The organism is Pseudomonas sp. SbOxS1 (genome assembly GCF_013416725.1).
Classification (GTDB): domain Bacteria; phylum Pseudomonadota; class Gammaproteobacteria; order Pseudomonadales; family Pseudomonadaceae; genus Aquipseudomonas.
This window is the reverse complement of the sequence record NZ_JAAVXC010000004.1, coordinates 215,571-228,415: the sequence shown is the minus strand read 5'-3', so window position 1 is coordinate 228,415 and position 12,845 is coordinate 215,571. Positions and strand designations below refer to the sequence as shown.

Annotated in this window: 12 protein-coding genes and 3 pseudogenes; 9 read left to right on the top strand and 6 right to left on the bottom strand. The window is 57.4% G+C overall.

The features are described from left to right. Positions 1 to 104: 104 nt before the first annotated feature. Positions 105 to 262 (top strand): annotated as a pseudogene (gene prpB, locus HFK74_RS33085) (methylisocitrate lyase); the annotation flags it as partial. A gap of 263 nt (positions 263 to 525) precedes the next feature. Beyond that, positions 526 to 1,833 (top strand): OprD family porin, encoded by a 1,308-nt coding sequence (locus HFK74_RS07255; protein WP_180202926.1) that lies wholly within the window; start codon positions 526 to 528, stop codon positions 1,831 to 1,833. 37 nt (positions 1,834 to 1,870) lie between these two features. Here HFK74_RS07255 and HFK74_RS33080 read toward each other — a convergent pair whose 3' ends face one another. Beyond that, positions 1,871 to 2,062 (bottom strand): AMP-binding protein, encoded by a 192-nt coding sequence (locus tag HFK74_RS33080; protein ID WP_368738157.1) that lies wholly within the window; start codon positions 2,060 to 2,062, stop codon positions 1,871 to 1,873. A gap of 260 nt (positions 2,063 to 2,322) precedes the next feature. Here HFK74_RS33080 and HFK74_RS07245 point away from each other — a divergent pair. Beyond that, positions 2,323 to 2,654 (top strand): annotated as a pseudogene (locus HFK74_RS07245) (histone-like nucleoid-structuring protein, MvaT/MvaU family); the annotation flags it as partial. Positions 2,655 to 3,076: 422 nt separating this feature from the next. Here the strand turns inward: HFK74_RS07245 and HFK74_RS07240 are convergent. Continuing rightward, the gene (locus tag HFK74_RS07240) at positions 3,077 to 3,331 is read right to left on the bottom strand and encodes a helix-turn-helix domain-containing protein (protein ID WP_218953593.1); all 255 of its coding nucleotides are present in this window, start codon (positions 3,329 to 3,331) and stop codon (positions 3,077 to 3,079) included. Positions 3,332 to 3,422: 91 nt separating this feature from the next. Here HFK74_RS07240 and HFK74_RS07235 point away from each other — a divergent pair, with 91 nt between their 5' ends. The 3 genes and pseudogenes from HFK74_RS07235 to HFK74_RS07225 form a co-directional block, all read left to right on the top strand. Further along, positions 3,423 to 3,863, top strand: coding sequence for a hypothetical protein (locus HFK74_RS07235; RefSeq protein WP_180202924.1), 441 nt, complete (start codon positions 3,423 to 3,425; stop codon positions 3,861 to 3,863). A gap of 110 nt (positions 3,864 to 3,973) precedes the next feature. Next, positions 3,974 to 4,330, top strand: coding sequence for a helix-turn-helix domain-containing protein (locus tag HFK74_RS07230; protein WP_180202923.1), 357 nt, complete (start codon positions 3,974 to 3,976; stop codon positions 4,328 to 4,330). A 77-nt stretch (positions 4,331 to 4,407) separates the two neighbouring features. Beyond that, positions 4,408 to 4,767 (top strand): annotated as a pseudogene (locus HFK74_RS07225) (EamA family transporter); the annotation flags it as partial. A 121-nt stretch (positions 4,768 to 4,888) separates the two neighbouring features. On the opposite strand, the gene HFK74_RS07220 reads toward HFK74_RS07225, so the two are convergent. The 4 genes from HFK74_RS07220 to HFK74_RS07205 form a co-directional block, all read right to left on the bottom strand. Beyond that, on the bottom strand, positions 4,889 to 5,827 hold the full coding sequence (locus tag HFK74_RS07220) for a LysR family transcriptional regulator (RefSeq protein ID WP_180202922.1): 939 nt from the start codon (positions 5,825 to 5,827) through the stop codon (positions 4,889 to 4,891). Between the two features lie 69 nt (positions 5,828 to 5,896). Further along, positions 5,897 to 7,426: a tripartite tricarboxylate transporter permease gene (locus tag HFK74_RS07215; protein WP_180202921.1), complete on the bottom strand. Its 1,530-nt coding sequence runs from the start codon at positions 7,424 to 7,426 to the stop codon at positions 5,897 to 5,899. Continuing rightward, on the bottom strand, positions 7,423 to 7,956 hold the full coding sequence (locus tag HFK74_RS07210) for a tripartite tricarboxylate transporter TctB family protein (RefSeq protein WP_180202920.1): 534 nt from the start codon (positions 7,954 to 7,956) through the stop codon (positions 7,423 to 7,425). Before HFK74_RS07210 ends, HFK74_RS07215 begins: the two co-directional genes overlap by 4 nt. 54 nt (positions 7,957 to 8,010) lie before the next feature. Then, positions 8,011 to 9,024 (bottom strand): tripartite tricarboxylate transporter substrate binding protein, encoded by a 1,014-nt coding sequence (locus tag HFK74_RS07205; protein WP_180202919.1) that lies wholly within the window; start codon positions 9,022 to 9,024, stop codon positions 8,011 to 8,013. 501 nt (positions 9,025 to 9,525) lie between these two features. Between HFK74_RS07205 and HFK74_RS07200 the strand changes: the two genes are divergently transcribed. The 3 genes from HFK74_RS07200 to HFK74_RS07190 are packed head-to-tail and all read left to right on the top strand — an operon-like array spanning position 9,526 to position 12,753. Further along, the gene (locus HFK74_RS07200; RefSeq protein ID WP_180203305.1) at positions 9,526 to 10,803 is read left to right on the top strand and encodes an MFS transporter; all 1,278 of its coding nucleotides are present in this window, start codon (positions 9,526 to 9,528) and stop codon (positions 10,801 to 10,803) included. Next, a complete protein-coding gene (locus tag HFK74_RS07195; RefSeq protein ID WP_180202918.1) occupies positions 10,796 to 11,752 on the top strand; it encodes an amidohydrolase in 957 nt (318 codons plus the stop codon). The genes HFK74_RS07200 and HFK74_RS07195 overlap by 8 nt, the downstream gene beginning before the upstream one ends. Then, positions 11,749 to 12,753 carry a 4-hydroxythreonine-4-phosphate dehydrogenase PdxA gene (locus HFK74_RS07190; protein WP_180202917.1) on the top strand — a complete coding sequence of 335 codons (1,005 nt, stop codon included), beginning with the start codon at positions 11,749 to 11,751 and terminating at the stop codon, positions 12,751 to 12,753. Before HFK74_RS07195 ends, HFK74_RS07190 begins: the two co-directional genes overlap by 4 nt. Positions 12,754 to 12,845: the final 92 nt, after the last annotated feature.

Sequence of the window (12,845 nt, the reverse complement as noted above, 5' to 3'; positions counted from 1 at the left end):
AAACAACGTGCGCCGCGCTGACAGGCCGATAGGCAGTTCAGGCGGCGTACTCGTATCTGGGTAAATAAAATAGCGCGCCTGATTTTCTCGCTTGGCCGTCAGCCGCTAAAGGTGCCCGGTTCCTAGCCATCTATGTGTCTGGAGGAGTTGCTGCGGATCTCTTGGCATGCCAGTTCTTGATATCAATAGCCTTGCCGACGTTCTAACCGATGTCAGGCGTATCACCGATGTTTACGATATTTTTCTGCTGATGGATGTTGATAGAGATAATCGTAATAGGGTATTGAGAACGTAATTTTATTAAATGCTATGAGTAAATTTTTAGTTTGCATTGTGCGATATGACATAGAAGTAGGGTGTTTTAAATTTTTTCTTCGCTAGGAGAAGAATAAAGAAAACAGTATGTCATTTATTGTGTGGGTAAAGGCTTTTTCTATTTGTCAATTGTTCGTGTGTTTGGTGGTGGTTTTAACAAGCTTTTCGTGCCTTCAGTTACTAATAATTTTAAAAAATGGAGTGTTGTAGGTGAGCATAAATAAAATGTCTGCCTCTTTGTTACTTGGCAGTATTGCCCTGAGTGGACAAGCGGCTGCTGACTTTCTTAGTGATAGCAAAGCTACCTTGGGGATTAGGAATTTCTACTTCAATAACGACAACCGTGATGGCACCGCAGCCCCTTCGAAAACCGAAGAGTGGGCGCAGGGTTTTATGCTGGATTACAAGTCTGGTTATACCGATGGCACGGTAGGGTTTGGTATTGACGCCCTCGGGTTAATGGGTGTCACCTTGGACAGTGGGAAAGGACGTCATGTCGGCAGCTCGATGATTCCTTCTGACAGCGACAACTCCGCCGTCGACGAATGGAGCCGACTCGGCGTGACCGGCAAAATCAAAATGTCGAAGACTGAACTCCGCTATGGCACTTTGATTCCGAAACTTCCAATCTTGGTTGCCAATGATGGGCGCCTGCTTCCCCAAACCTTCGAAGGTGGACAGGTCACCTCAAGCGAATTTAAGGATCTGACCCTGACCGGTGGTCGAATCGAACACGCAACTGGTCGCGGTTCGACCGATCAAACGGGTTTGGCCGCTATGGGCGGTACGCGTGAAAGCAACCAGTTTGACTTCGCAGGTGGCGATTGGAAAGTCACGAAAGACCTGACCGCTCAGTATTACTACGCCAACCTCGACAACTACTACACCCAGCAATTTTTCGGCCTTATTCACACCTTGGCGATCGCGGACGGTCAATCCTTGAAAACCGACCTGCGCTACTTCAATACAGACTCGTCAGGTGAAAACGACTCCGGTACGTCTGGGTACAAAATCAGCGGCTATACCAAAAATGGCGACGGCAAGATCGACAACCGTACATGGAGCGCTACGCTAGTTTACACCTTAGGTGGCCATGCGATTACTGCGGGTTATCAAAGCGTTTCGGACGGCAGTAGCTTCACCCAGCTCAATCAGGGCAGCCTGGCAAACAAAGGCGCCGGAGGCACCAGTCTGTACCTTTATACGGATCGCCTGATCCAGAGCTTCACCCGCGCCGGGGAACGCACATCATTTGGTCAGTACGCCTATGATTTTGCCGCTTTGGGTATCCCTGGCTTGAAAGCCTCGGTCATATACCTCTCCGGGGACAATATCAAGACGAAAGCCGGCGAAAATGAGAAAGAATGGGAACGAGACTTCAGCCTGGACTACGTACTTCAGTCGGGAGCGCTAAAAGGTGTTGGCTTCGGCTGGCGTAACGGTAAATCCAATAGCGAAGCGTCCCGTGATCAAGATCAGAACCGGGTGTTTGTAAGCTACAGCATTCCGCTTCTTTAAGGGCGCAGCATAATGTATCGCGTGTATTTCGAGGGTTTTAAGCTGGTCTGCCTGCCATTCCTGTAATCGCCGATATGAAGCACCAACCGTTGGCGTGGAACATAGGTAATGTCCACAGGTGCCGAGGTGCATGAGTGCGCGACCAATTGGTCATTTGTTCCAGGTTCATCAAGTAGGTACCACGGTGACTGACCACCATGCCTTTTGGGGATCCCGTGGTACCTGAAATGTAATTGAAGGCAATAGGGTGCCATTCGGTACTCGGCCAAAGCCCTTCGAATATCGCATCGCCCTCGGCGAGAAGTGTTTCTTAGTGGAGTACCTACGAGTCGGCACACGCAGCGGCCGCAAATCGCGAATGTTGATCACTGCGGGGCGGCATTCGAGCCGTTGAAGTGCCGCACAGGCACGGCGTTATCTTCACCGGCAGTTCCTGGCTGATTGCTGCCTATTCCAGGCCCATTCAGTCGACTTCGGTGACCTGCTGTAAAACACCTTGCCGAGCAGCTCCAGGCCCTAGACGCGTTGAAAGGAGATGTCGGTCTGAAGAAAGAAATCGAATTAGATGCAAGCTGCGTGCGTTGCTCGTTGAGTACGGCTACAGCCTGCAGAACGTGATCAATTTGCTGGACCCGCAGGCGGGCCGTCGCGCTCCAGTTGTCGAGTCCGGAGCCGGCATTCGTAAGCCCCACCAAGTGAAGGTTTATAAAAAACCTCATACCGGTGAAGTCGTCAAAACCAAAGGCGGCAATCACAAAATTCTGAAAGAATGGAAAGCACAGCACGGCTCCACGACCGTTGAGTCCTGGCTAACAAAGTGAGCTTAGCTTGAGTGCAAAAAAAGGGTCCTTCGAGGGCCCTTTTTGATTAACGAATGAACCATTTCTAGTCATCAAAAAAAGCCTCCCGATTGCTCCTAAAGCCAACTGTTGAACACAAAACGTGGGTGACCAAACCACATCAATAGCGGATGCCCATCTGCAGCACCCGATTCATGTTTGCGCGTTCAAACAGGGGAAATCGAACGGAGAGAAGGGTGGCTCTTCTTTGAGTGCCAGTCTGTTCTCAAGCCCTCAGCCATGAGCTAGACCTTGAAACTAGCCATACAAGCATCGCCCTAGCTACATCGACACAACACGAGATGGTCTAGGGATCATCACCCATTGGCTTCAGTCAAGCAGCGACTCTGAAAACGATAAGATCTTGGAGATTTCATATCCTATAAGCTTGATCGCCAGAAGCCCTAAACGTTTACGGAATCAGATCCCAAAGCACGAACCGTCTCCACCACCAAATCAGCAGGGTCGCAATGTAAGGCGCTAGCGAGGGATAGGAGCGTTTCTAATGTAGGCTGGTTATGCCCGCGCTCCATCAAACTGATGTAATTCCGCTGATAGCCGCACTGAAGAGCCAATTGCTCCTGCGTGAGGTTCGCTCGCTTTCTCACATTTCGTAAAACTAATCCAAAAGCTGTAGCGACGTTCACAAGCCCCTCCATTGAGGGGAAGAACTGTGGTCCACCTTGCCGTTACAGTCTTCACAGTATAATGTGAATTTTGCCTTAACCTTAAAGAAATACGAGAGAGCCAATGTTCAACGTAGTGGATCAATTCGGGATGCTTTGGGATGTTCTTGGAGACAGCGAGGAATTTTGTGATGCAGAACGTACTATTCGTCGTGTTGAGTACGATCGAGGAAATCCGATATTTTTGATTTTCTATTGGCATGGCGACGAGTCAAATATCAGTCGGCGACTCTCGATTGTGGCTGATGCTCAAGAGCTTCAAAATATCACGCGCTCCTACTCGTTCAGCCAAAAATTGGGTATTGATCAAGTGTTTATCGCATTGCCAGGCCGAGTCACAAAAGCGACACCTTGGGTAATTGAAAAGCTTATATCGGCCAGCTTTTTAATTGATCATGATACACGAGATTTTGGATACCGCTACGAGACGGAAAGTGGTTGCTATATCGACAGCTCGTCCATAGATACATGCGGAATGGAATCATATTCTCTCTATTCGGTTTGAGTGTTCAATAATTTTGGGTTGTATACTCCTGTAATGTAATCGAAATTAACGTAACGAATGGCTGACGCAAAGTGATGCTTTGCTAAGTAATGTGCGGGAATCAATACACTATGAAATTTTCAAGGCACACAGATCAAGCGATTGCAAAAGAAGTGGGGGCGTATATCCAGGCAATACGCTTAAAAAAGAACATGAGCTTGGAAGATGTAGCAAAAGGGTCTGGAGTAAGTCGTCAGACTCTTAACTTATTGCTTAATCATGGGAAGGGCACGGTGGTGAATATGATAGCTATTCTTCGAGCTCTGAAGGAGCTTGAACGATTGAGTTCATTACTGGAAGAGGTACGCCCAAGCCCGTTGCAAATTGTCCTAATGGAAGGCCGGAAGCGTCAGCGTGCTACGGGTAATCGCAAAGCGTCTAATAGGAAGGATTCCACCGTTCCTATCACTACAAATCGCGATTGGTAACGGAATCCCTTGGCCCGATGCCCTCTGAACCTTTAGCTACTTTGTTCATTTTATAAAAAAACGCTTGACTACATTAGATCATGCAGAAACGCATCACCGACAATCCCCTCGGCACGCTGCCGGTGCAGTACCTCGCCGGGCTGTTGCTCTGCGTGATCTTCGTGCCGTTCCAGCCCTTTCATTTCGAACACGGCAGCGGTTTCATCGTGCCCGTGTTGTGGATGGGGCTGGTGGTGTCGGTGCTGGCGACCTTGTTGCTGTACCGCTTGATCGCCCGGGGCAATCTGGTGAATGTCACCAGCCTGTTCTATCTGGTACCGGCCGTGACGGCCGTGATGGATTACCTGACTTTCGGCAACCGGCTGGCGATGTTGAGCCTCCTCGGCATGTTGCTGATTATCGTCGGGCTGGTGTTCGTGTTCCGTAAAACCGCGTAAACCCTGTAGGAGCGAGCTTGCTCGCGATGGACGTCCAGACAACGCGATCATTCAGGCAGCACGCGTTATCGTTCACGTCCATCGCGAGCGGGCTCGCTCCCACAGGGAATCGGGCTTCATTTCAGGCCTTCGCATGTTCGGCGCGCACCGAGTTCATGAATGCCTGCATCGCCGACGACTGAATCCGGTGGCGGCGGGTGATCAGCCCGTAGGGTGGCAAACGTGCTTCGAACTTGATCGGCAGCACCGCCAGCAGGTCACGACCGGGATAATCCTCGACCACCGACACCGGCGTGACACCGAGCATATCGGTCTGCTGAATCAGCGAGAGCAAGGTCATGATCGAGGTGGTTTCGACGATGCTGCTCGGAATGTCGACCCGCGCATTGTGGAACACCTGGTTGATGATCGCGCGCATCGGGCTTGGCTGTTGCTGCAGCACCCAAGTCATGTTCTGCAATTCTGCCCAACCCAGTTGCGTCTCTTGCGCCAGCGGATTTTGCGCACCGGCAATCACACACAGCTCTTCTTCACCCAGGCTGTCGAACAGCAGTTCTTCGGCCCGTGCTCCGGGTGGAATACGCCCCAGCACGATGTCCAGTTGATCCTGCAACAGCGCTTGCACCAGCACGTCGCTGGTGTCGACCTGGATGCTCATGGACAGGCGTGGATGGCTTTGCTTCAAGGTCGCGATGGTGCGGGTCAACAACCCCGAGGCCAGCGCCGGAATCGCGCCAACGGCCACCCGGCCCAGGTTGCCCGATTGCAGGGCCACCAGTTCTTCGCGCATGCCGCTGAGTTCGGCGAAGACCATGCGGGCGTAGTAGATGACGGTTTCCCCGAACGGGGTCGAGCGCATGCCCCGCGGCAGGCGTTCAAAGAGCTCGACGCCGAGCAAATCTTCTGCCTCGTGCAGCATTTTGGTCGCTGCCGGTTGAGTCATGCCGATGTGGTCGGCGGCACGGCGCAACGAGCCGAATTCCTCCAGCGCCAGCATCAGCCGCAGCTGGCGCAGACGCAGTCGACTGTGGATCACATTGGCATCAGGAATTCGGGACATGGGCCGTACTCGCAATCAAGACTGCGGCAAGCCTGACAACAAATGCCAGGCGTTGCCAGCATTGCCGTGTCACAGCACCGATTTTGGCTTGGCGACCGGGGTTTTACGCAGGCCGATCAGGGTTTGCAGCGCCTTGGAAATCAACGGCCAGAACAGCATCAGCAGCGCCGCCGTGGTCAGGCCGCCCACCAATGGGTTGGACCAGAAGATTCCCAGGTGCCCGTCAGAGAACAGCATCGACTGGCGAAACGCATCTTCGGCCTTGTCGCCCAGTACCGCCGCCAGTACCAGCGGTGCAATCGGGTAGCCCAGCTTCTTGAACAGATAACCCAGCGCGCCGAAACCGAGCATCAGCACCACGTCGAAGAACGAGTTGTGCACCGAGTAGGCACCGATGGCGCAGACCATGATGATGATCGGCGCGATGATCGAGAACGGAATACGCAGGATCGAGGCGAACAGCGGCACGGTGGCCAACACCACGATCAGGCTCACCACGTTGCCCAGGTACATGCTGGCGATCAGGCCCCAGACGAAGTCATGCTGTTCGACGAACAGCGTTGGCCCCGGGTGCAGACCCCAGATCATCAAGCCGCCGAGCATCACCGCTGCGGTGGCCGAACCGGGAATCCCCAGGGTCAGCATCGGCAGCAAGGCACTGGTGCCGGCCGCGTGGTCGGCGGTTTCCGGGGCGATCACGCCTTCGAGTTCACCCTTGCCAAAGTTGTCGCGGTTCTTCGAAAAACGCCGCGCCAGGCTATAGCTCATGAACGATGCGGCGGTTGGCCCGCCCGGCGTAATGCCCATCCAGCAACCGACCAGGGTGCTGCGCACGATGGTCCACCAGTAGCGCGGCAGTTTGGCCCAGGTGCGCAGGATCACCATCGGGGTGATGCGCGCATGTTCGCCACGGAACACCAGGCCTTCCTCCACGGTGCAGAGGATTTCGCCGATGCCGAACAGGCCGATCACCGCCACTTCGAAGCTGATGCCGGTCATCAGGATCGGCTGGTCAAAGGTCAGGCGCAGGTTGCCGGACACGGTGTCCATGCCAACGGCGGCCATGGCGAAACCGATCATCATCGCCACCACGGTTTTCAGCGGCGGGTTCTTGCTCATGCCGATGAAGGTGCAGAACGCCAACAGGTACACCGCAAAGAACTCCGGCGAACTGAACGACATGGCGAATGCGGCAATCCTGGTCGACAGGAAGGTCAGCAACAACACTCCGGCCAGTGCTCCCAGCAACGCCGAACTGAACGCTGCGGTCAGGGCTTCGGCGGCGCGGCCTTCGCGGGCCATCGGGTAGCCGTCAAACGTCGTCGCCACCGATGAGGGCTCACCGGGGATGTTGAACAGGATCGAGGTGATCGAGCCGCCAAACAGCGCGCCCCAATACATGCAAGACAGCAGGATGATCGCCGACACGGGCGACATGGTGAACGTCAGCGGCAGCAACAGTGCCACGCCATTGGGGGCGCCGAGGCCGGGCAACACGCCGACCAGGATGCCCAGCAGCACGCCGATCACCATCAGGCCGATGTGGCCCGGGGTCAGGATCAGGTTCATGCCTTGCAGCAGGGAATCGAATTCGCTCATTTGAAGTTTCTCCCGACCAGGGCAATCCAGTCGCCCAACGGGCCGGCATCCAGCGGGACCTTGAACCACAGCGCGAAAATCAGGTAGCTGGCCAGGACCGCGCCGAGGGATACCGTGGCGATCATCCATTTGCCGTAGGGCTTGGCGCGGACCTTGTCACGCCACATGAACCAGGCGATGAAGCACGCCGAGGCGACGTAGATACCGGTCAACGGCATGGCCGCGACGAACAGCGCAATCGGGATGAACACCGACAGCACTTGCCTGAACGCACCGCGACTGACAAAGGCAATGCTCAGCGCTTGCCAGCGCACCACGGTCAACACGCCGTTGGCCACGCTCGCGGCGCTAAGCATCAGGCCGATGTAGAAGGGGAAGTAACCCGGCTCGGGGCCGGCATCACCCCAGCCGATACCTTGTTCGACGCTGCCGAGCATCACCACCACGCCGATCAGCGCGGTGAAGAGTGTCAGGCCGAGTTCGACCCAACGGGTGCCGACCAGCGCGGGTGAATCCGAAGAATGGGACATGCAGACACCTCCAGCAGATGACGGCCGCCCGCAGGCGGGGCGGCCGCGACAACCTCAGTTTTTCAACCAGCCGGCTTCCTTGAAGACCGGGGTGACGCGGGCGGTGTCTTTTTCGATGTAGGCGGTCAGCGGTTCACCCTCGAGGAAGGTTGGCACCAGCGCGTTCTGCTTGACGTAGGCCTTGAACTCCGGGGTTTCAGTGACTTTACGCATCAGCTCGACATAGAACGCGCGTTGCTCGGCGGAAATGTCGCCGGGCATGAACACGGTGCGTGGGAAGCGGTATTGATCGATGCCCAGGCCTTGTTCGTGGCAGGTCGGCACGTCGGCCCAGGATTTGTCTCCGGCGACTTTGTCGGTGTAGCTCATGCGCTCCTTGCTGAAGACGCACAGCGGTTCGACCTGATCGCCACGCCATTGGCTGATGCTTTCGCTGGGGTTGTTGACGTTGGCGGCGATGTGCTTGCCGGCCAGCTGGGTGGCCGCTTCGCTGCCGCTCTTGAACGGGATGTACACCAGTTTGCTGTTGGTGGTCTGGTTCAGCAGCAGGGTCAGGGTCTGGTCGACATCCTTGGACTGGCTGCCCCCCATGCGCAGGTTGGACGGGTCGGCCTTGACCGCTTCGTAGAAGCTTTTCGCATCCTTCCACGGTGCGCCTTTGTAGCTCCAGAGAATGAAGTCATCCTCGGCCACGGCGGCAATCGGCGTCAGCTCCTGCCATTGATAGCCGAGCTTGGACACTAGCGGCAACAGGTAGATGTTGTTGGTGCCTATTACCAGTTTCTCGGCATCGCCCTTGTTCATTTTCATGTCGAGAAAGGCTTCGGCACCATTGCCGCCGCCCTTGTTGAGGACGATGGTATTAACGTCGAGCAGTTTGTGCGTGGTGATGATCGACTGGATCAGGCGACCGAGCTGGTCGGTACCGCCACCGGGGCCACCGGCGACAACGATTTCGACGTTCTTGTCCGGTTGCCAGGCGTGGGCCAGGGCGGGGAGGGCACCTGCGGCGACCAGGGTGCAGCCAAGAAACAGACGGGATGTGCGACGGACGAATGCATTTCGCATGATGGAAGAGCCTCGTTTTTGTAGTTGTTATGAGTGACTTGTTGGCGTTCGAAAGCTGCAAGCCTGGCCAGAGTGTGGGAAGGCGCCGCCGCCGCGTCTAGTCAAAACAATACATACACCGATAGCCTGGGGTTATAGCGCGGCAAACGAAGCAGGATTTCTGTAGGAGCGAGCCTGCTCGCGATGGACTCAAGGGCGCTGAGTTGATTCAGGAAGCACGCGTTTTCGTTGACGACCATCGCGAGCAGGCTCGCTCCTACAGAAAATGCATGTCGACGTTGAAAGCTGATTGAAAGCACGGCATGCCATAACCCGAAGCTATCACCTGATTTCAAGTTTTGATTAGACGGTTATCACCGGGCCTTCGATAGTGCCCACACAGGTCGCCACGACGCGACGCGCTTGCAACCACAACAATAAAAAATCGAGGTACGCACCATGGCTCGTCCCAGTGCTTCCCTGCATCTGCCTGGCGCAGGTGCTCCGACCGCCGCCGCGGCAATGCCCCAAGCGGGTACTGCCAAGGCCAGCAATGTGCGTTGGCGGATCTTTGCGATCATCTTTGCGCTGACCATGGTCAACCTGATCGATCGGGTATCGCTGTCCATCGCCATGCCGACCATCGCCCATGAATTTTCCCTCACCCCGAGCATGCAGGGCTTGATCCTCAGCAGCTTCTTCTGGGCCTACGCGCTGTTGCAGATTCCCGGCGGCTGGTTGATCGATCGCTTTGGACCGCATCGGGTCATCAGTTGGTCCACCGGGTTGTGGGGCACGTTCCAGGTGCTGGCGGCGTTCGCCACAGGTGGCCTGTCGTTGTTGTTCGCCCGCGTGGCGCTGGGGGCCTCGGAAGCGCCGCTGTTTCCGTCTGGCGGCAAGTTGATCAGCTCGTGGCTGGCGCCCAGCGAACGGAGTCGCGGTGCGGTGTTGATGGACAGCGGCAGCCCGTTGGGCGTGGCGCTCGGCGGGTTGATCATTGCCTACCTGATTGCGTCGCTGGACTCCTGGCGCCTGGCCTTCGTGATCGCCGGTGTGGCGACCCTGTTGCTGGCCTGGCTGGCGCGGCGTTATCTGCGTGATGACCCGACCAGTCACCCGCAGGTCAATCCCCTGGAACTGGCGAAGATCAACGCCGGGCGTGCTACGCCGGCCGCCGAAGCCGCCCGTGCACCGGTGAAAGGCCTGGGCATTGCCGCCCGCTCCCTGAGCGGGTTGCTGATCGGTCGTGCCAGTTGGGCGATGGTGTATTTCGGCCTGCTGACTTGGGGGCCGAGCTATCTGGCGCAAGCCCGGGGCTTTGATATCAAGGGCATTGGTGCGGCGACCTTCGTGATTTTCGTCTGCGGCGCACTGGGTTCGTTGACCGGTGGTTTCCTCTGCGACGGCTTGATCCGCAAGGGCGTGCGTCGCGGGGTGGCGGTCAAGAGCCTGCTGGCGTTTTCCGGCCTGGTGGCCCTCGGCGCGTTCCTGCTGTTGCCGACCCTGAGCGATCCTTTTGCGGCCGTGGCGCTGTTGGCCATGACCGCGTTTTTCCTGATGTGGGGCAGCCTCTACTGGAGCTTCCCGGCGTTGCTGGCAGCGCCGGCGCGGGTCGGGTTGATCGGCGGCGTGATGAACATGGCCGGCAGCACCGGCGGTATCGCGGTGCCGATCCTGGTGGGGGTGATCCTGCAAATGAGCGGTGGCTTCGCCCCCGTGCTCGGGTTCTTTGCCGCGTGCTCGGCAGTGTTTGTGCTGGCGACGTTGTTCATCAGTCTCGACGAGGTGCGTTATGGCTGAGCGTTGGAATGGACCGATCATCGATGCCCATCATCACTTCTGGGACCCAACGATCAATGACCATCCGTGGCTGGCGCCCGAAGCCAACATAGCGTTTCGCTACGGCGATTACACCGCGATCAAGCGCCGCTATTTTCCCGAGGATTATTTCGCCGATGCCGGTGAACATCGGGTGGTGCAAACGGTGTATGTCGAGACTGAATGGAACCCCCGGGACCCGATTGGCGAAACCCGTTTCATCGAGCAACTGGCCGCCCGTTACGGGGTGCCGAATGCGATCGTCGCGCAAGCCTGGCTCGACCACCCGGACGCCATTGCGGTGCTGGCCGAGCAGGCCACCTACAAGTGCGTGCGCAGCGTGCGGCACAAACCCGGCGGGCCGACGTCGCCCGAACAGTTCGGGCGGGTGCGCAGCCTGATGAGCGACGAGCACTGGCGGCGCAGTTACGCCGCGCTGGAGGGGCTGGGCCTGCACTTTGACTTGCAGACTCCCTGGTGGAACCTGCCCGAGGCCGAACGGCTGGCCCGGGACTTCCCCGGCATCACCCTGATTCTCAATCACGCCGGGTTGCCCAACGACCGCAGCGCCGAAGGCCTGGCGGGGTGGCGGGCGGCGATGGCGCGGTTGGCGCAGTGGCCGAATGTTCAGGTCAAGATCTCCGGCCTGGGCCAGGCGGGCCGCGCGTGGCGCGCCATCGACAACGCCTGGATCGTGCGCGAAATCATCGCGATGTTCGGCACCCGGCGAGCGATGTTTGCCAGCAACTTTCCGGTGGACAGCCTGTGTGGCTCGTTCGATGACATCTACAGCGGTTTCAAATTCATCGTCGCCGATCTGCCACTGGCCGATCAGGAGCGACTGTTCTACAGCAACGCGCAGCGAATCTATCGTTGCGAACCTTGCGCCATTGACCGGGCGCTGCCTGAATCCTTGAGGAGTGAAGCATGAACAAGACAACCATCGCGATGGTCCTGGGTGACCCGGCGGGCATCGGCCCGGAACTGATCGCACGCTTGCTCGGCGAGCCCGATGTACGCGGCCAGGCCAACGTGATCCTGATTGCCGACGAAGCGGAAATGCGCCGCGGCATGCGCATCGCCGGGGTGGAGTTTCCCTATCGCCGGGTGGAGTCGCTGGAACAGCTTTCGTTCGTCGATGACACACCGCTGTTCTACGATTTTCGCGGTGACACCGTGGGTGAATTTCCCCGCAGCGAGGCCAGTGTCATTGGCGGTCGCTACAGCCTCGACACCCTGGAAGTCGCCCTGCGCCTGACCGAGGCCGGGACCACCGACGCGGTGCTGTTCGGGCCGTTGAACAAGACCTCGCTGCACATGGCCGGCATGGCCCACAACGATGAGTTGCACTGGTTCGCCGAGCTGCTGGATTTCCATGGGCCGTTCTGCGAATTCAACGTGCTCGACAACCTCTGGACTTCACGGGTGACGTCTCACGTGGCGTTGGCCGAAGTCCCGGGGTTGCTCAGCCAGGAGCGGGTGGTGGAAGCGATTCAACTGATCGACACCGCGTTGAAGCGCAATGGCCTGGAGAAACCGCGCATCGGCGTCTGCGGATTGAACCCGCACAACGGCGACAACGGCTCCTTCGGCCGCGAAGAACTGGACATCATCGGCCCGGCGGTGCGCAAGGCCCAGGCGCTGGGAATCGCAGCGGAAGGACCGTACCCGGGCGACACGATTTTCCTCAAGGTCCAGGGTGACGCGAGTGCCTTTGACGCGGTCGTCACGATGTATCACGACCAGGGGCAGATCGCGATCAAGTTGATGGGCTTCTCCCGTGGCGTCACGGTGCAGGGCGGCTTGCCGATCCCGATCACCACCCCGGCCCATGGCACTGCTTTCGACATCGCGGGGCAGGGCAAGGCCAACGTCGGCGCGACGCGCCAGGCGTTCGAGATTGCCTGCCGGATGGGTGGCAACAGCTACTGAATTTCAAAAAATACGCAACACCCTTGTAGGAGCTGGCTTGCCAGCGAAAGCGGTCTATCAGTCAGCACACAGGTGACTGACATGGCGCTTTC